Source organism: Catenuloplanes niger (genome assembly GCF_031458255.1).
In the GTDB taxonomy this organism is placed as follows: Bacteria; Actinomycetota; Actinomycetes; order Mycobacteriales; family Micromonosporaceae; genus Catenuloplanes; species Catenuloplanes niger.
On sequence record NZ_JAVDYC010000001.1, the window covers coordinates 1461369 to 1478668 of the forward strand.

The 17300-nt window shown below is 74.3% G+C and carries 14 protein-coding genes; 10 read left to right on the top strand and 4 right to left on the bottom strand.

Annotated elements, in window-relative coordinates; genetic code table 11:
* Position 1 precedes the first annotated feature (1 nt).
* Positions 2-1408, top strand: a complete 1407-nt coding sequence (locus J2S44_RS06385) for an aldehyde dehydrogenase family protein (protein ID WP_310409818.1) — start codon at positions 2-4, stop codon at positions 1406-1408.
* Positions 1409-1568: 160 nt separating this feature from the next.
* Here J2S44_RS06385 and J2S44_RS06390 read toward each other — a convergent pair whose 3' ends face one another.
* Complete coding sequence (locus J2S44_RS06390) at positions 1569-2543, bottom strand: DNA topoisomerase IB (protein ID WP_310409820.1); 975 nt, start codon at positions 2541-2543, stop codon at positions 1569-1571.
* A gap of 88 nt (positions 2544-2631) precedes the next feature.
* Here J2S44_RS06390 and J2S44_RS06395 point away from each other — a divergent pair, with 88 nt between their 5' ends.
* From J2S44_RS06395 to J2S44_RS06405, 3 genes are all read left to right on the top strand, one after another.
* Positions 2632-3000: a hypothetical protein gene (locus J2S44_RS06395; protein ID WP_310409822.1), complete on the top strand. Its 369-nt coding sequence runs from the start codon at positions 2632-2634 to the stop codon at positions 2998-3000.
* An 83-nt stretch (positions 3001-3083) separates the two neighbouring features.
* The gene (locus J2S44_RS06400) at positions 3084-3557 is read left to right on the top strand and encodes an NUDIX domain-containing protein (RefSeq protein ID WP_310409823.1); all 474 of its coding nucleotides are present in this window, start codon (positions 3084-3086) and stop codon (positions 3555-3557) included.
* 31 nt (positions 3558-3588) lie between these two features.
* Entirely contained in the window at positions 3589-4110 is a 522-nt protein-coding gene (locus tag J2S44_RS06405) for an acyl-CoA thioesterase (RefSeq protein WP_310409824.1), read from the top strand.
* A gap of 115 nt (positions 4111-4225) precedes the next feature.
* On the opposite strand, the gene J2S44_RS06410 is transcribed toward J2S44_RS06405, so the two are convergent.
* Complete coding sequence (locus tag J2S44_RS06410) at positions 4226-5311, bottom strand: alpha/beta hydrolase (RefSeq protein WP_310409825.1); 1086 nt, start codon at positions 5309-5311, stop codon at positions 4226-4228.
* A gap of 81 nt (positions 5312-5392) precedes the next feature.
* The gene (locus tag J2S44_RS06415; RefSeq protein WP_310409826.1) at positions 5393-6934 is read right to left on the bottom strand and encodes a tetratricopeptide repeat-containing diguanylate cyclase; all 1542 of its coding nucleotides are present in this window, start codon (positions 6932-6934) and stop codon (positions 5393-5395) included.
* 263 nt (positions 6935-7197) lie between these two features.
* On the opposite strand from J2S44_RS06415, the gene J2S44_RS06420 reads away from it, so the two are divergent.
* Both J2S44_RS06420 and J2S44_RS06425 read left to right on the top strand, forming a co-directional pair.
* Positions 7198-8853, top strand: a complete 1656-nt coding sequence (locus tag J2S44_RS06420; protein WP_374727805.1) for an RICIN domain-containing protein — start codon at positions 7198-7200, stop codon at positions 8851-8853.
* Positions 8854-8993: 140 nt separating this feature from the next.
* The gene (locus J2S44_RS06425; protein ID WP_310409827.1) at positions 8994-10526 is read left to right on the top strand and encodes a hypothetical protein; all 1533 of its coding nucleotides are present in this window, start codon (positions 8994-8996) and stop codon (positions 10524-10526) included.
* 129 nt (positions 10527-10655) lie between these two features.
* Here J2S44_RS06425 and J2S44_RS06430 read toward each other — a convergent pair whose 3' ends face one another.
* Positions 10656-11627 carry an alpha/beta fold hydrolase gene (locus tag J2S44_RS06430; RefSeq protein WP_310409828.1) on the bottom strand — a complete coding sequence of 324 codons (972 nt, stop codon included), beginning with the start codon at positions 11625-11627 and terminating at the stop codon, positions 10656-10658.
* Positions 11628-11799: 172 nt separating this feature from the next.
* Between J2S44_RS06430 and J2S44_RS06435 the strand changes: the two genes are divergently transcribed.
* From J2S44_RS06435 to J2S44_RS06450, 4 genes are all read left to right on the top strand, one after another.
* Positions 11800-12969, top strand: a complete 1170-nt coding sequence (locus J2S44_RS06435; protein ID WP_310409829.1) for an ankyrin repeat domain-containing protein — start codon at positions 11800-11802, stop codon at positions 12967-12969.
* A 101-nt stretch (positions 12970-13070) separates the two neighbouring features.
* Positions 13071-14489 (top strand): choice-of-anchor M domain-containing protein, encoded by a 1419-nt coding sequence (locus J2S44_RS06440; protein WP_310409830.1) that lies wholly within the window; start codon positions 13071-13073, stop codon positions 14487-14489.
* 96 nt (positions 14490-14585) lie between these two features.
* Entirely contained in the window at positions 14586-15626 is a 1041-nt protein-coding gene (locus J2S44_RS06445) for a WxL protein peptidoglycan domain-containing protein (RefSeq protein WP_310409831.1), read from the top strand.
* Entirely contained in the window at positions 15623-17266 is a 1644-nt protein-coding gene (locus J2S44_RS06450; RefSeq protein WP_310409832.1) for a TIGR03773 family transporter-associated surface protein, read from the top strand. The genes J2S44_RS06445 and J2S44_RS06450 overlap by 4 nt, the downstream gene beginning before the upstream one ends.
* Positions 17267-17300: the final 34 nt, after the last annotated feature.

Sequence of the window (17300 nt, forward strand, 5' to 3'; positions counted from 1 at the left end):
GATGAATCTCGTGCGACAGCTCATCGCCGGCACCTGGAGCGAGGGTGGCTCCGGCCGCACCCTGACCGTTTTTGATCCTTCGACCGGAACGCCGGTCAGCACCGTACCGGTCTCCTCGGACGCGGACGTGACGGCCGCGGTCCACGCCGCGCGGCAGGCCGCGCCGGGCTGGGCCGGCACGTCACCGGCGGACCGGGCCGCCGCGCTGCGGGCCGCGGCGGACGCGGTGGAGCGCGCGACCGGCGAGCTGGCCGCGCTGATGCACACGGAGATGGGCAAGCCGGCCGACGAGGCCGCCGGCTCGATCGAGGCCGGCGTGGGCACGCTGCGGCAGTACGCGGAGCTGGGCCCGGTGCACCGCGGTCGCGCGCTGGCCGGCGACGACACCGCGATCGACCTGATGGCGTTCGGCCCGCGCGGCGTGGTCGCGGTGATCACGCCGTGGAACGATCCGGTCGCGGTCGCCTGCGGGCTGCTCGGCGCCGCGCTGGTCACCGGCAACACGGTCGTGCACAAGCCCAGCGAGCGTACGCCCGCGACCGGTCACCGGCTGGCCGAGCTGCTCGCCCCGCACGTCCCGGACGGCGTGCTGTCGCTGGTCAACGGCGACGGCCCGGTCGGCGCCGCGCTGGCCGCGGCCGAGGTGGACGTGGTCGCACACGTCGGCTCCACCGCGACCGGCCGGTCGATCGCGGCCGCGTGCGCGCGGACCGGCGCGAAGGCGCTGCTGGAGAACGGCGGCAGCGACCCGCTGATCGTGGACGCCGGCGTCGACCCGGTCTGGGCCGCCGGGCAGGCCGCGACCGGCGCGTTCGCGAACTCGGGGCAGATCTGCGTGGCGGTCGAGCGGATCTACGTGCACCGGGAGGTGGCGGACGCGTTCCTGGACGCGCTCACCGCCGAGGCGCGGGAGTGGGCCGCGCGGATCGGCCCGCTGGTCGACACGCGGCTGCGCGACGGCGTGCACGCCCAGGTCAGCGCCGCGGTCGAGGCCGGCGCGCGGGCGCTGACCGGCGGCGCGGTGCCGGACGGGCCGGGCGCGTTCTACCCGCCGACCGTGCTGGCCGGGTGCACGGACGAGATGGCGGTGATGCGCGACGAGACGTTCGGCCCGGTCGCGCCCGTGATGGTGGTGGAGTCGTTCGACGAGGCGCTGAAGCGGGCCGCGGACTCACCGTACGGCCTGGCCGCGACCGTGCTGACGCCGTCGATGTCGCGTGCTCAGCGCGCCTGGCGGGACCTGCCGGCCGGCACCGTCAAGGTGAACGCGGTCTTCGGCGGCGCACCCGGCGGCGCGGCCCACCCGCGCAAGAGCAGCGGTCACGGCTTCGGGTACGGCCCGGAGCTCCTCGACGAGATGACCGTGACCAAGGCCGTGCACATCGAGGCGCCCCCGGCCGGCTGGTAACCCCCGCGACCACGGTAGAGGTGTCCCGCCGGGTCGTCGGCACGACGTGGCGGGACACCCCGGCTCTCCACCCCGGCGGAACCGGCAGGGAGGAGCCCTGGCGACGACCGGTGCCCGCGGGAGCACCGGTACGCGACCACGCCGGAAGCGGGAAACCGCTCTAATGTTCCAGAAGTTCGCGCACCTCGCGCTCGCTGCCCGTCCTGATCTCGCCGCCGTTCTCGTAGTGCGCGACGATGCGCGGGTCGACGTAGGAGGCGCGGGCGACCGCCGGCGTGTTGCCGAGCGCCTCCGCCACGTGCTTCATCGCGCGCGAGATCACCCGCCGCCGCTTCGCCCTCGTCGGCTGTTGACCGCTTTCGGCCAGTGCCGAGGCGGCCTCGACCGTGCCGTGCCAGGTGCGGAAGTCCTTCGCGGTCATCCGGCGGTGGCTGACCTCGCGCAGGTACGCGTTGATCGACTCGGCGGAGACCTCGACCCAGCGGCGTGCGTCCGGATCCCAGTAGGCCAGCAGCCGCTCGTCGCCGTGCCGGCGTCTCTTCAGCCGGGTGAGCACCGTGTTGACCAGGTGGTCGGAGATCGTGACGCAGTGCTCGACGCCGGACTTGCCGGGGAAGCAGAGCGTCGCCGCGCCGTTCTGGACGGTCAGATGGTCGGCGCGGAGCGTGGAGAGCCCGAACGACGGGTCCTCGTCGCGCGCCGCGTACTGCTCGCCGCCGACCCGGAACAGGCCCAGGTCGAGCATGCGCACGCTCGCGGCCAGCACCCGCTCGCGGTTGAGTCCCTGACCACCGGTCAGGTCGCGGCGCACCTTGGCGCGCACGCCGGGCAGGTGCCGGGCCGCCTCCAGGACCCGGTCGAACTTCTTCGCGTCGCGCGCGGTCCGCCACTCGTCGTGGTAGCGGTACTGCTTGCGGCCCGCGTCGTCGATGCCGGTCGCCTGCACGTGGCCGCGCGGGTCCGGTGAGATCCACACGTCCTTCCAGGCCGGCGGGATGACCAGTGCCCGGATCCGGCGCAGCGTCGCCGAGTCCCGGATCGGCCGGCCGGTCGCGTCCCGGTAGCTGAACCCGGTCCCCTGCCGCCTGCGGCTGATCCCGGGCCGGTCCAGCCTGCTGCGCCGGAGTCTGTTCATGGAGCCGCAGTACCCCGGCTCGCGACGATCTCACCTGGCTCATCCGCCGATGCGCGAACCTTTCCGGTCGCCCCGTCGTCCCCCGGGCGTGAAGATCCTCAAATCCCTGACCCGGTACGCCGTCGACGGCCTGGACGGCCCGGTCGACCTGTTCGAGGCGCTGAGCGGCGAGACCGCGATCCGCGCCGGCAACGGCTTCACCGACGTCGCGATCGTCGGTGGTGTCCTGTTCGCGGTCGCGACGGACGGACCGGTCGAGCCCGCGGCCCGCGCCCGGGCCGTGTTCGTCGTCGACGACCTCGACGCCGTCGAGGCGGCGCTGACCGCCCGGTACGTCGGCGTCATCGTGCCGGCCGCGGAGGTGCCGCTCGGCCGGCGCCTGGTGGCGGAGATCTCGGACGGCGAACTGGCCGAGTTCATCCAACTCAACCCGGAGGCGGCCGCGGTACTGCACTGACCCCTCGTCCCGTTCGCCGCCCTCGCCGGGCTCCCGCCCGGCGAGGGCCCCGGCGAAGCGCCCGATCACATTAGTCTGTCTCGATGACCGAGGACTTCACCGCGACGCTGCCGCGCAAACGGATGAGCGCGGGCCTGCTGTTCCAGGACGAGTCGGGCCGGGTGCTGCTGGTCGAGCCGACCTACAAGCCGTACTGGGAGGTGCCCGGCGGCACGGTCGAGGCCGGCGAGTCACCGCACGCGGCCGCGGCCCGCGAGATCCGGGAGGAACTCGGCCTCACCATCACCCCCGGCCGCCTGCTGGTCATCGACTGGACGCCGCCGCGCCCCGGCCGCACCGAGGGCCTGCACCTGGTCTTCGACGGCGGGCCGCTCACCGCCGCGCAGGTCGCCGCCATCCGCGTCCCCGCGGACGAGCTGCGCTCCTGGGCCTGGTGCACCGCGGCCGAGGCCACCACCCGGCTTCCGGCGCTGCTCGCCCGCCGGATCGCCGCCGCGTGCCGCGCCCACGCCGACGGCACGTCCGCCTACCTGGAGAACGGCTTCCCGGTGAACTGAACCTCGGCGGCGCACCCGACGTCTACCCGGCATGCGACTGATCATCGACCAGCTGTGGGCGACCCGGCCCGGGCCGAAGGCACCGGGCTACCACCTGCACGACACCACGCGGTTGCGGTTGCGGGTGCTGCCCGGTGACGTGGACCTGGGCCGGCACATGAGCAACAGCCGGTACCTCGCGTACATGGACCGGGGCCGCTTCGACCTGTTGCGCCGGTCCGGCGTGCTCGACCTGATGCGGCCGCGCGGCTGGTACCCGGTCGTCGCCGCTCAGACGATCAGTTACCGCCGCGCGCTGCGGCCGGGCCGGCCGTTCGTGCTGGAGACCCGCATGCTCGGCTACGACGACCGTTCCGCCTTCGTGGAGCAGCGCTTCGTCGCCGGCGACGAGACCGTCGCGGTCGGCATCGTCCGCAACCGCATCCTGAGACGCACCGGCGGCGTCGTCCCGCTGCACGAGATCGCGGCCGTCGCCGACGTCGACGTCGACGCCCACCCGGCTCCGCGGTGGGTCCTCGACTGGGCCGACCGCAGCCGCGCGATCTTCGACTGACCGACGGCCGGTGCCGTCGACGCTCGGGCCGGTCGGGGTGCGGCTCCACGTGCGCGATGAAGCGGCCCCGCCACCGGTCGGGGTGGCGGGGCCGGGCCGGATCGGGCATTGCCGGTCAGCGGCAGTCGAGGACCGCGCGGGGGTGTGGTCCCCGGCGGAGCGTGTGGTCGATCCAGGCGAGCGTGGTGGCGGTGCCGGCCTGGGCGGAGCGGTGGATCAGCATGGAGTGGCCGGTGTCGCGCTGGACCGTGGTGGACAGCGGGGCCCGCGGGTAGAGCGCTTTCTCACGCGCGCACAGGTCGGCCGGGGTGGCGCAGGACAGGCCGGTGAGCGGGTTGCAGAAGAGCAGGTCCTGGACGCCGATCTGGAGCAGCACCGGGCGGCGGATCCGGCTGGTGTAGGTCGGGTCGGCCAGGTTCTTCAGCGAGGTCAGCTCGCCGCTGGTGCCGGTGGTGCGCAGGCGCTCGTCCAGTTCGGTCATCTGGCGGGTGACGCCGGGCGGGTGCAGGTAGGCGCGGCGGCGGAAGTTCGGCGCCTGGGTGAGGTAGCCGGGTGGCGCACCCTCGGCCTGTTGCAGGTGGGCGCGGATCAGCAGCTGGGTGGGCACGTCCGTGCCGTGCAGGTAGCCGCTGAGCACCAGAGCGTCGACGTCGTCGTAGCGGTGGGACTCGGCGGCCCAGATCAGCGAGCCGTACGAGTGGCCGACCGCGACGACGGTCCGGTATCGATCCTTGCGCAGCCGCTGCACCAGCTGGTGCGCCACGTGCGCCTCGGTGTCCGCGTTCACCTGATCCGCGGGCGGGCGGTCACTGCCGCCGACCCCTATTCGATCGACATGGAGAACGGCGTACCCGGCCGCGAGCGCGGATTGCACATATGATCTCCGGCCCGGACTCGCCACGGTCCAGTAATGGTGATCGTACGTGAATCCCGACATCAGAACCTGCACCACCGAGGTCGGCCGTTTCGGTGTGCAGAGCCATGTCATCAGCCGGTACCGGGGCGCCGCACGGTCCGCGGTCAACGCGACCGTGACCAGGCTGCGGGCGCATTGTCCACTGTGCGCGGCCGCGGGCGCACCCGCCGCGAGGCCGCCGGCCGCCGCGATGGAGATCGCGGCGACAATGCGTGGAAAAGATCGATAGAACAGTGCCATCATGAGGCTCATAATCGCCGGAAATTTGAGATGAGAAAGTCTCATTCCGGCCTCATTCAGCCTTAGGGATCATAAAGTCGCCTTATCGACACCGCTAAGGGTGATCGTGCATACACAAAGGAATGATCAGGCGACGACGCGGTCCCGGCCGGCGCGCTTCGCGGCGTAGAGATTGCGGTCCGCCTCGGCGAGCAGCGCGGCCATCGTGACGCGGCCGTCCACCGTGGTCGCGACGCCGACGCTGGTGCTGACCGGCAGCACGCCGGTCAGCGGCGCCCACGCGTGCGCGCGCACCCGGCGCCGCAGCCGCTCCGCCCGCCGGGTCGCGGACGCGGCCGGCGTACCCGGCATGACCAGCACGAACTCCTCGCCGCCCCAGCGGGCCGCGAAGCCGTCCGGCCCGGCCGCCTCGGTCAGCAGCAGCGCGACCTGCTGGAGCACGGTGTCGCCGGTGGCGTGCGAGAGCGTGTCGTTGATCCGTTTGAAGTGATCCAGGTCGAGCAGCGCGATCGAGAGCGGCCCGTCGGCCGCGGCCAGCAGCGCGGGCAGCCGCTCGTCCACGTACCGCCGGTTGTAGAGCCCGGTCAGCGCGTCCCGGTGGGCCATCTCGCGGAAGCGCTCGGTGGCGCGCCGGGCCTCGTCCGCCTCGAACAGCGCCTGCAGCGCGAACGCGCGGGCCTGCTGCCGCTCCCGGTGCAGCGCGGTGGACTCGGCGTGGAACACCCGGTGCTCCTCGTACGCCTCCCGGAACCGGCCCGCCGCGGCGTGCAGCGCGGCCTGCTCCTGACGGGCCTGGGCGCGCACGCCCGCGAGCCCGTTCGCGTCGCACAGCGCGACCGCGTGATCCAGCGCGACCTGGGCCTCGTCGTAGCGGCCCGCCCGCCGGCGCGCCTCGGCCAGCGTGAGCAGGCACTCCGCGACGCCGTCGCCGTCGTGGTCGGGCAGCGCGCCGGTCAGCGCGCCCGCGAGCGTCTCCTCCACGGCCGCGTACCGCCCACCCATCAGCTCCACGCGCGCGATCGTGTCCCGCTCCTTCGCCGCGAGCGGGTGACCGAACCGCGCGCCGGCCTGGCGCAGCAGCTCGGCGAGCGCGATCGCCTCGGGTTCGTCACCGGTCTCGTACGCGTTGTAGGCCATGTTGTTGAGCACGCGCAGCGTGAGCGCGTGGTCCCGGACCTCCGCCGCGATCTCCAGGATGGTGCGGTAGTACCGGTCGCTGTCCGCGAAGCGCCCGTTGTCGTCGAGCGAGACGGCCAGCATCATCAGGTGCTGCGCGCGGGTGCCGGCCGGCGCGCCCGCCAGGCCGGCGACGCACTGCACCGCGTGCGCGAGCGCGTCGGAGAACTCGCCGACCAGGCGGTGGAAGAGCGCGAGCTCGCGGTGGGCGCGGGCGCGCAGGAACGGGCGGTCGTGCTGCTCGGCCCAGGCGAGCACCTGCTGCGCCATCCGGCCGCCCTCGGCGAGCCGGCCGCCGCGGAGCAACACGTCCGCGTGCAGCAGGACGGCGCGCCGGACGGAGTCCTCGTCGCCGAGCTGCTCGGCGACGCGGCGGGCCTCGATCGCGGGGCCGAGCACCGCGCGCGGGTCGCCGGCCGAGCGGCCCTCGTGGGCGTCGAGGACGGCGTGGAGCGCGTCATCCGCCCGACGCGCCTGCGCCCCGATCGTCACCCGCGCCCGCCCCCATGATCAACCACACGCTCAGCTGCAGCAAGATTACAACAGGTGCTCACGTCGCATCCGAAACCGCCGTCAACCCGACATGGGCCGCAGCCCTTGACAGGACGGACACCAGACGGTAGCCATTTAGAAACTTCGATGTATCGTTTCAAGGCGGATTCCTTATGTCTTTCTCATCTTCCGCCTCGATCGCCGGACCCCGGGGTACCGTCCGGCTCCGGCCGATATGTCCCGAGAGAGAGGCAGTCCCCCACGTGGCTCCCGACGACACCGCCGCGCGTACGCCCACGCGCGCGGCCCCCGCACCCGCCCGCCGGCGATGGCGCGCGACCCTGACCGGCGCGACCGTCGCGGTGCTCGCGGCCGGTGCCGCGCTCTTCGGCGTCCAGGCCGCCGACGCCGCGACCGTCAACACCAACGCCTGGTACGTGTTCGTCAACCGGCACAGCGGCAAGGCGATGGACGTCTACGACCTGGCGACCAGCGCGGGTGCCGGCATCGCGCAGTTCACCCGCAACGACGGCAACTGGCAGCAGTGGCAGTTCGTCGACGCGGGCAGCGGGTGGTACAAGATCAAGAGTCGGCACAGCGGCCTGCTGCTGGAGCTGCCGAACGCGACCGACGGCACCCAGCTGATCCAGAACGCCGACAACGGCAGCACCCGCCAGCAGTTCACGCTGAAGGACTCCGCGAACGGTGACGTGCGGTTCATCAACCGGCACACCGGTAAGGCGCTGGACCTGTGGGAGTGGTCCACCGCGGACGGCGGGATCATCTCGCAGTTCGCGGACGCGGACGGCGCGAACCAGCGTTGGCAGCTGGTCCAGGTCGGCACCGGCGGCGGCTCCGCGGCGGCCTGCGGCACCGGCACCTACCAGTCCGAGGTCACGGTCAGCGGCAGCACCTGGACCGCGCGCAACGCGTCCGGCGCCGCGGTCTACACCGGCACCGACTTCCGGGCCGCGGTGCAGGCCGGCATCGGCAGCCTCACCGCCGGGCGCACCTCGATGCAGCGCGTCGTGGTCCGCGGCAACGGCAGCATGTCGGCCGGCAGCCGCATCTCGCTGGCCAACTGGACCTCGCTGTCCGTCTGCGGCACGATCAACGTGACCGGTTCCGGCAGCGGTGACCAGGCGCCGATCTACGCGCGCGGCGTCAGCAACATCGAGGTGCCCTACCTCAACGTGACCGGCACGCCGCTGTACGGCATCTTCATGCGCAACGTGACGAACGTCTGGCTCGGCCAGATCGACATGCGCCTGTCCGCCGGCCTCGGCGTGCGGATCGACAACCGCGGCGACACCTCGCAGTGGACCCGCAACGTGCGGCTGGACAACGCGTACGTCTCCGGCGCCTCGTCGCACGCGGTGGAGACCTACGGCGTGGACGGCCTGACCGTCGGCACCGTCACCGCCCGCAACGTCGGCGAGTCCGGCCTGCTGCTCAACCAGACGATCAACGCGACGATCGGCACGGTCGACGCGGAGAACGCCGGCGCCGGCACCGGGTACGCCGCGTTCCGGATGGCCAACCGCAACGGCCGCGTCGGCAGTTCCTACCCCGACAACATCCGGGTGGGTACGGTCAAGGCGCGCGGCGGCGGCCGGGGCATCTTCTGCGTGTCGGAGAGCGGCGGCGCCACCATCGACCGGGTCGACATCGCCAACACCGGCAACAACTCGATCCTGGTCGAGAACTGCTACAACGTGACCGTGGCCGGCGTCTCCGGCACGGTCAGCGGCGGCGGCGAGATCCGCATCGCGGCGCGCACCGAGTTCCCGCCCTCGTCCGGCATCCGGTTCCAGAACCTGACGGTGTCCAACACCAACATCACCTGGAGCCCGTGCACCGGCAGCAACAACACCATCGCCAACGTGACCCGCAACAACTCCACGCTGACCTGGTGCTGATTCGCTGAGACCCGGGTCCGGCCGGCACGTGCCGGCCGGACCCACCGGTGCGGTCCGGCTCGTCGGCTTCTGCCGCGTCGTTCTCCTGGCGCAAGGAGCGACATCGGCCCGCGGCCGGTCACCGACCCTACGATGGCGTGATGGCGCTCAATGCGAGAGTGCGGGTCGCGGCCCTGTCGGTGCTGGTCCTGGTCGCGACCGCCGGCTGCGACGGGTGGTCCGGCCCGCCCACCGCGGTCGGCACCACGTCCGCCACGCTGAGCGCGCAGACCCGGTGCCTCGCGGAGAGCACCACCAACCCGTGCACGTACTGGTTCCAGTACTGGGCGGACGGCGCCACCACGGTCACCGGCACGCCGCAGCGCGTCGCGAACGTGAACACGAACGGCTTCGTGGAGGTCACCGAGGCGATCACCGGCCTGACCCCGGGCACGCTCTACCACTCGCGGTTCTGCGGCTTCGGCGACGGCAACGTGCCCGCGCCCGGCCTGTGCGTGGGCCAGCCGGGCGGCGCGGTCACCTCGCCCGGTACCCGGCCGGACACCGGCGACCACAACTCCACGCAGCGCTTCCGCACCGCGGACGCGGGCACGGCCGCCACCGTCGACCTCGGCCGCCCGCTGTCCACGGCGGACACCGCGGAGCGGCCGATCTCCCGCGACGCCGGGTTCAGCGCGGCGTACTCGGCCACGAACGCGCTCTGGATCTTCGGCGACACCGTGCACCGCGACGGCTCGCCGCCGTGGCTGCTCGGCACGACCGCGGCGGCCGGGCCGTACACGCGCGGCCAGGTGCCGACCACGCTGCAGGAACTACCGACGCCACCGGCCGCGCCCACGCCCGGCCGCACCGGCGTCGCGATGTTCCTGCCGCAGCCGCAGGGGCTGCTCGTCCCCGGCACCCCGACCGCGGAGAACCCGAACCCGCCGCCGGTGGCCTGCGGCGCGGAGGGCAGCCGCAGCTACCCGGCGTCGTGGACGTCCGGCATGACCCGGATCCCCGGAACCGGGCGGCTGCTGATCGCGTACCACCAGATCTGCGTGGCGCTCGACCGGGACTGGCCGGTCGAGCGGGTGACGCTCACCGAGTACGACCCGGCCACGAACCGGTTCGGCGGCACGGTCACGCCGTTCACCGCGGCCCCGCTGCAGAACGGCGTGCCGGTGGTGCGGCAGCTCGGCTCGCCGGTCTTCGGCGGCGACGGGTTCCTCTACCTCTACACGCACGACTTCGCGACCGCGCGCGTGGTCGCCGCCCGGGTCGCCGCGAACGCCGCCTCCTGGGGCGACGCGGCGAACTACCGCTGGTGGAACGGCACGACCTGGACCGGCACCCAGTCCGCGGCCGTCTCCGTGATCACCGGAGCGCCGGAGATCTGGTCCGCGCACGTCGCCGACTTCACCGGCGTCGGCACGCACCGGCTCGCCATGATCGTCCAGACGTCGTTCGGCACCGGCGGCTACCGCGTCTACGAGGCCGCCTCGCCCGCCGGACCGTGGACCGCCGGACCGGCCGGCCGCGTCCCGGACACCTGCCCGGGCGGCGGCTTCGGCTGCTACGCCTTCACCGGCCACGCCGAGCTCAGCACGGCCGACCGCTTCTGGCTCTCCTGGTACTCCCCCGGCGACCGCAACGGCTTCGCCCACCTCCGGCTCGCGTCCGTCCCCTGGTGACGAGCCACGAAGAACCCACCGAATCCTTTTCCCGCTTCCGGCGTGGGCACGTTCCGAGTGCTCCCGCGGGCACCGGTCGGCCGCGGGCGGCCTCCCTGCCGGCTGCGTGGTGGCCGGCGAGCACGCCGTTCAGGCGGAGCGACCCTGATAGAGGGCCAGGTAGAGCCGGTAGACGTCGTCCCTGGCCGCGCCGACGTCGTTCGGATCGACCGGGTCATGACCGAGGCCGGACGCGTCCGGGAACTCGTGCGTGACCAACGGCAGGCCACGGGCCTCCGCGATGGCCCGGGGCACGGACGCCGCGCGCCCCATGTCGATCAGGTCGTCGTTCGCGCTGGTCACCACCGCGATCGAGGCCAAGTTGCCGCCGGCCCGGCCGGTGTCCATCGTCTCGGCGAGGCGGATGTACTGGGCGAGCGCCCGGTACGACATGTTCTTGTCGTCCACGTGGTCGGGCAGCACGCCGAAGCCGTAGAGCACGACCAGCGGCCGGATCGTGGCCGGCGCGGCCTGCGCCGGCGCCGGACGGTAGAACGGCGAGATCGTGAGCAGCCGCCGCACGTCGTCCGGCCGCTCGGTGGTCAGCCGGGTGGCCAGCATCCCGCCGCCGGACAGCCCGATCACGCCGGCCTCGGTGCCGAGCGCCGCGGTCACGTCCAGCGCGTCCGACGCGTACCCCGCCAGGTCCGGCGCGCGCAGCTGGGTGAGCGCGTCCCGGTTCGGGTACCCGTGCCGCGGCGCCAGCGGGACGTACACGTTGTAGCCCCGCTCGTGGAACACCCGCGCCAGCTCCGCGAACTGCACCGGGCAGTCCGTGAAGCCGTGCAGCATCAGCACGGACGCCGCGGCCGGCCGGTCCTCGTGCACCAGCGCCAGTGACCGGCACTCCGGCAGGATCCCGGGATCGGCCCGCTCCGCCGCCACCTTCTCGGCGATCCGCGCCCTGGCCTCCGGGTAACTCAGCCGCTGTCCGGCCGGGTGCAGCCGGCCGGCGTCCAGCGGCCAGGTGTACACCGCGACAGCGGCCGCCAGCAGGACGGCGAGCAGCGCGGCGACCGCGATCCCGGCGGGACGCAGCACGCGTATGACGGCAGGACTCATGGCGTCTCGCTCCGGGTTCGACGGTGCACCGAACGATCATCCACGGTGGAGCGCCGCCGCACCACCGGCGGCGCCGCCTCCGCTACGCTCCGCCCGCACGACGGCGTCGTCCACCGACGACCGTGGTGCCGCACACCGCGCCATGCACCGTGGCGCCGAACGGGGAGACGTCATGGGCTCGGATGCCGATCAGCGCCTGTTCGAGGCGGTCTACCGCGATGACGAGTCCGCCGCCGAACGGGCGCTCGCCGACGGCGCGGATCCGGACGCCGCACACGAACGGCTCCGGGTGTCGGTGCTGGCGCTGGCCGCCCGCCGCGGGTGCGAGGGAATCGTGGAGCGCCTGCTGCGCGCGGGGGCCGGCGTCGACCCGGTCGGCCTCCGCGGCGTGACGCCGCTGCGGTGCGCCGTGGTGGGTGGGTACGCGGACATGGCGCGCTCCCTCCTGACCCACGGTGCGCTCGCGGTGGAGCCCACCACCAACGGAAGCGTGCTCACCGTCGCCGTCTCGTTCCTGTCACACCGATCGAGGCCGGCGAACCTGACGGTGCTGCGGCTCCTGCTGGAGGCGGGGGCGGCACCGGCGCCGGGCGAGGAGGCGCCGCTGATCACCGCGGTGATGCTGCCGCACGCACCACCGGCGGCGGTGCGCCTGCTCCTCGCGCACGGCGCGGACCCGGACCAGCGGCGTTCCGACGGCGCGCCGGCGATCGTCCTCGCTGCCCGGCGCGGCGACCACGCCCTGGTGGACGTGCTGCTGGCGGCCGGAGCCGAGGTGGATGCCCAGGACCGGCACGGCCGCACCGCGCTGATGCACGCGGCCGAACGCAACGAGCGGCGCGTCCTCGGCACGCTGCTGCTCGCCGGCGCGGCCGTCGACACGGTCGGCGCGGACGGCATGACCGCGCCGCACCTGACGCGCGGCTGGCTCGAGCACCACCACGGGCTCGAGTCAGGCGAGGAGCGGGCCGCGCGGGGTGAGGTGCCGGTCGTCCGCAGCACGGTGCGCCTGGCGCCGGCCGGCCTGCGCCTCGCCGCCGACGAGCGCCTGCTCCGGCTGCTGGCGGACGTCGTCGACACCGCCGTGGCCGGCCTCGGCGACGACGAGTGGGAACGCCGGGCGTGCAAGAACGCCGGCCTGGCCAGGTCGTTCGCCGTACGGCTGCGCGACGGGAGCGCCCCGTCGGCCGACGGGGCCTGGCAACAGCTCGACATCACCGTGGATGAACTCGCGGTGGTCCGCTTGGCGCTGGACACACTCGTCCACGGTCGATCGACCGTGCCGAACCGGCTGGAGCTCGCCGACCTGCTCGACGAGCTCCAGCGGCAACATCACCGATAGGCGCCCGGCGCCGCGTCGACAGCGCGAAGCGCCTCGTGCTACCTTCCGTTCGCTTTAATGGGAATGGTTTTCAGCTCCGGAAACCTCGGGAAGGTAGAACCATGAACGCTCTGCGACGACGGGCCGCCGCCGGCTCGGTCGCGGCAACCCTGCTGGCCGGGCTGATCGCGGCCGGCCCGGCGCACGCCGCCGACGCGGTGGTGCTCTCCCAGGGCCACACCGACGCGATCGACGTGCGGTACACGAACGGCGCGCTCGGGCTGTGGGTCAACGACGACACGGTCAGCCCGCCGGTCTCCCGGTCCGTCGAGGACGTCACGTTCCAGGTGCTCCCCGGCGCGCGGACCGAGGTGCCGGACCTCGAGGCCTTCGCGTTCCTGGGCGCGCCCGGCACGCCGATCTGGATGCTGCCGCAGGTCCAGGAGCCGTCGCTGCTCTGGCCGGGCTGGAACACGACCGGGCTCGCGTCCGGCACGTTCCGCGACGACAGCGTCCGGCTCAGCCTGGTCGGCGTGGACGGGCCGGGCGCGGTGACCGTCTTCGACACCAGCTCGCTCGGCGAGCCGAACATCCGGTTCCGCAGCGCGGACGGGCTGCCCGACCGGATCGACGTGCCGGTCCACACGCACGCGCACGCGAGCTGGGTGTTCGGCGCGACCGGCCGCTACACGCTCACGTTCCGGGCCGACGCCACGCTGGCGGACGGCACCGCGCTGTCCACCGGCCCGGTCCGCTACCGCTTCCTGGTCGGCGACGCGGTCGCGCTCTCGATCAGCGGCCTGGCGGACTCGTACCCGCCCGGCCGGACCGTCACGCTGCAGGCCGTGCGGACGCCGCAGGGCCCGGACACCGGGTATCGCTGGTACAGCCGCCGACCCGGCGCGGACGCGTTCACCGAGATCACCGGCGAGACCGGCGCGGCCTACCGCTTCACCGCGACCGAGGCGCTGAGCGGGACGGAGTACCAGGTCCGGCTCGCGGACGGCACGACGAGCGCACCGGTCACGCTGCGCGTCACCACCACACCACCACCCGGGGGTACGTCGAAGAGCGTCACCGCGTCGATCGACCCGTCGGCCGGCGCGCTCGTGCTGAGCGTGCTGCCGGAGGACCGGGCGATCACGCTGCCGCCGGCCGCGCTCTCCCCCGGCGGTGACGCGTGGGAGACCGGCGGCGCGCTGCGGCCGGTCACGGTGACCGACACCCGCGCCGGCGCGCCCGGCTGGAGCGTCTCCGGGCAGGTCTCCGGCGGGTTCCGCACCGGCGACGGCGCGTCGTTCGGCGCGCAGCACCTCGGCTGGACGCCCACGGTGGTCTCGCAGGGCGCGGAGCAGGGCGTGCAGGCCGGCCCGGTCGCGACGCCGGGCGGGTCCGGCCTCGGCACCGGCGCGCTGCTCGCCACCGCGCCGGCCGGTCAGGGCCGCGGCACCGCGAAGCTCGACGCCCAGCTCCGGCTGAGCGTCCCGACCGAGACCGCGGCCGGCACGTACACCGGCACGCTCACCCTGACCGTCATCTGATCCTTCCCCACGCGGGGCGGCGGCCCACGCCCCCGGCGCCGCCGCCCCGCGCCCCCGCTGGATCACCCCGGTGCGGCGCACTGATCGGACACCGCGATGCACAGGCTCCCGGCACTGCTGATGACACCCCTGCTGGCCACCGTCCCGACGCCGGCCCCGGCACCCCCCGCACCGGCCGCACCGGCCGCGATCACCTGGTCCGTCGCGCCCGCCGGGCCGGCCGGACCGGACGGGCGGCCGGCGCTGGACTACACGCTCGACCCCGGTGCCACGCTCACCGACCACGTGGTCGTCGCGAACCACTCGCGACGGACGCTGACGCTGCGGCTCTACGCCAGCGACGCGCTGACCACCGCGGAGGGCGGTTTCGACCTGCTGCCCGCGGACCGCGCGCCGGTCGACGCGGGCGCCTGGATCACGCCGGAGCGCGACACGATCGTGCTGCCGTCCACGTCGCGGGTGATCGTGCCGGTCACGGTCGCGGTCCCGGCCACCGCGACGCCCGGCGACCACGCGGGCGGGATCGTGGCGTCGCTGTCCGCGCGAGCCACCGGGCCGGACGGCTCCGAGGTCTCGGTCGACCACCGGGTCGGCACGCGCGTGCACCTGCGGGTGACCGGCGCGCTGCGCCCGGAGCTGAGCGTGCGCGACCCGGCGATCACCCGGCACACGTCGTGGAACCCGCTGCGCCTGCCCACGCTGACCGCCGCGTACACGGTCGCGAACACCGGGAACGTGCGGCTCGCGGGCGCGCGCTCGATCCGTACCGCCGGACGGGTCTTCGCCGCGGCGGACCTGCCGCAGGTGCTGCCCGGTGGCGAGGTGCGGGTGACCGCGACGACCGGTGGCGTGTGGCCGCTGTTCCGGGTGCCGGTGGAGATCGCGGTGGAGCCGGTCGCGCTGGACGGGCGGGTACTCGATCCACGGCCGCCGACCGCGGTCGCGCGTACCACCGTCTGGCTCGTGCCCTGGTCCCAGCTGGCCGCGCTCGGCGCGCTGCCGGCGCTGGTGGCGGCCGGGCTGCTGCTGCGCCGGCGACGACGCCGACGCACCGCCGCCGCGCTCGCGGCGGCCGAACGGCGCGGCCGGGACCGTGCCCTCTCATCCCTCCATGCCCTGAAGGAGCCGACCTCATGAGACGTTTCCGGGCGGCCGCCGCGACGGCGGCCGCGCTGACCCTGCTGGCGGTGACCGGCGCGCCGGGTGCGGCCGTCGCCGCGCCGGCCGGCCCGTCCGCGGACGGCGCCGACCTGCTCTCGGTCGCGGCCGGCGGCGGCGCGCTGTCGGTGCGGTTCCGCGACGCGACCGGGGCCGTGCACGATCCGGCCGGGCTGACGTTCGGGCCCGAAGGCGGGCTGTCCACGACCGTGCCGGACGATCCGGCCTACGCGTTCCTGGGCACGCCCGGCCGCGCGGTCTGGTCACTGTCCGCCGGCGGGGGCCGGTTCCCCTCGATCGACACCACCGGGGTGCCCGGCACGGCCCCGCTGTCGCTGCGGTTGACCGGCGTGGACGGTCCCGGTGGGTTCGCCGCCTACACGGTGTCCCGCTGGGGGCGGCCGGCCGTGCTGCTGGACAGCGACGGGCCGGCCGCCGCCACGCTCCCGGCCGGGACCCGGCTGCGGAACGTGGCCTGGACGTTCGACACGGCCGGCGTCTACCGGCTCGCCTTCACCGTCGCCGCCCCGGCCGCGACCACCGGCGCGGGCGGCACCGCGTCGGCGGTCTACACGGTCACGGTGCCGCCGCTCACCCCGGCACCGCCGGCACCCGCCCCGGCACCACCGGCGGGCGGCTCCCCGGCGGGCGATTTCCCGGCGGGCGGCTCGGTCACGGACGACTCGCCCGCGACCGGTTCCACCACGCACGCGCCGGCGGCGGACCCGGCGCCCGCGGCGGACCTCGCCGGTGCGGCCGACGCGGCTCCGCGGGCCCGGGCCCAGGCGCAGGCGCCGCCGGCCGGGGCGAGGGCGGCGGCCACCACGGCCGCGCCCGCGAGCGGCACCGTGATCAGCGACGGTCACGTGGACATGGGCCCCACGCTGGAGAACGGCGTCTGGCGCATCAGGATCAAGGACGACGCGGCCAGCCCACCGGTCTGGCGCGAACTGTCCGACGTGGTGCTGAAGGTGACGGACAAGGCGAAGATCCCGGTCCCGGCCGGGGCCGGCTACGCGTTCCTCGGCCGGCCGGGCGCGCCGATCCACCTGCTGCCGCAGACGCAGCAGCCCGGCATCGTCTGGCCGGGCTGGAACACCCAGCACGCGAGCGTCACGTCCGGCGTGACCGGCGACGTGACCTGGTCGCTCAAGGGCGTGCAGGGCCCCGGCACCGTCGCGCTGTTCCTGACCGACTCGTTCGGGGCGCCGCAGGTGCTGTTCGACTCCGCGAAGGCGATGCCGCAGAAGCTCCCGATCCGGCTGAACACGCACGCGCACGGCAACTGGGCGTTCACCGCGCCCGGCCTCTACCGGCTCTCCGTGGAGATGTCCGCCACCACCAGGTCCGGCAAGGCGGTCACCGACACGCGCACGCTGACGATCGCGGTCGGCGACGCCACCGACGCGGGCGCGGGGTTCACCGGTGGTGCCGCCCCGGGCGGGACCACGCCGGGCGGCTCGGCCCCGGGCGGCGGCAGCGGCGGCCGACTGCCGCTCACCGGCGGGAACGTGCTGCTCACCGCGGCCGCCGGGGTGGCCCTGCTCGCGCTCGGCCTGGTCGCCGTCGTGGTCGGCCGGCGGCGGACCGTGACCCACGACACGCTTCCCCACGCTTAATGAAAACGATTATCGTTTGGCGCGGGTCGTCCAC

Coding starts and splice junctions, on each gene's coding strand:
- J2S44_RS06425 (WP_310409827.1), top strand. CDS start 8,994: ATGGCGCTCAATGCGAGAGTGCGGGTCGCGGCCCTGTCGGTGCTGGTC.
- J2S44_RS06385 (WP_310409818.1), top strand. CDS start 2: ATGAATCTCGTGCGACAGCTCATCGCCGGCACCTGGAGCGAGGGTGGC.
- J2S44_RS06440 (WP_310409830.1), top strand. CDS start 13,071: ATGAACGCTCTGCGACGACGGGCCGCCGCCGGCTCGGTCGCGGCAACC.
- J2S44_RS06390 (WP_310409820.1), bottom strand. CDS start 2,543: ATGAACAGACTCCGGCGCAGCAGGCTGGACCGGCCCGGGATCAGCCGC.
- J2S44_RS06400 (WP_310409823.1), top strand. CDS start 3,084: ATGACCGAGGACTTCACCGCGACGCTGCCGCGCAAACGGATGAGCGCG.
- J2S44_RS06435 (WP_310409829.1), top strand. CDS start 11,800: ATGGGCTCGGATGCCGATCAGCGCCTGTTCGAGGCGGTCTACCGCGAT.
- J2S44_RS06410 (WP_310409825.1), bottom strand. CDS start 5,311: ATGAGACTTTCTCATCTCAAATTTCCGGCGATTATGAGCCTCATGATG.
- J2S44_RS06430 (WP_310409828.1), bottom strand. CDS start 11,627: ATGAGTCCTGCCGTCATACGCGTGCTGCGTCCCGCCGGGATCGCGGTC.
- J2S44_RS06450 (WP_310409832.1), top strand. CDS start 15,623: ATGAGACGTTTCCGGGCGGCCGCCGCGACGGCGGCCGCGCTGACCCTG.
- J2S44_RS06445 (WP_310409831.1), top strand. CDS start 14,586: ATGCACAGGCTCCCGGCACTGCTGATGACACCCCTGCTGGCCACCGTC.
- J2S44_RS06405 (WP_310409824.1), top strand. CDS start 3,589: ATGCGACTGATCATCGACCAGCTGTGGGCGACCCGGCCCGGGCCGAAG.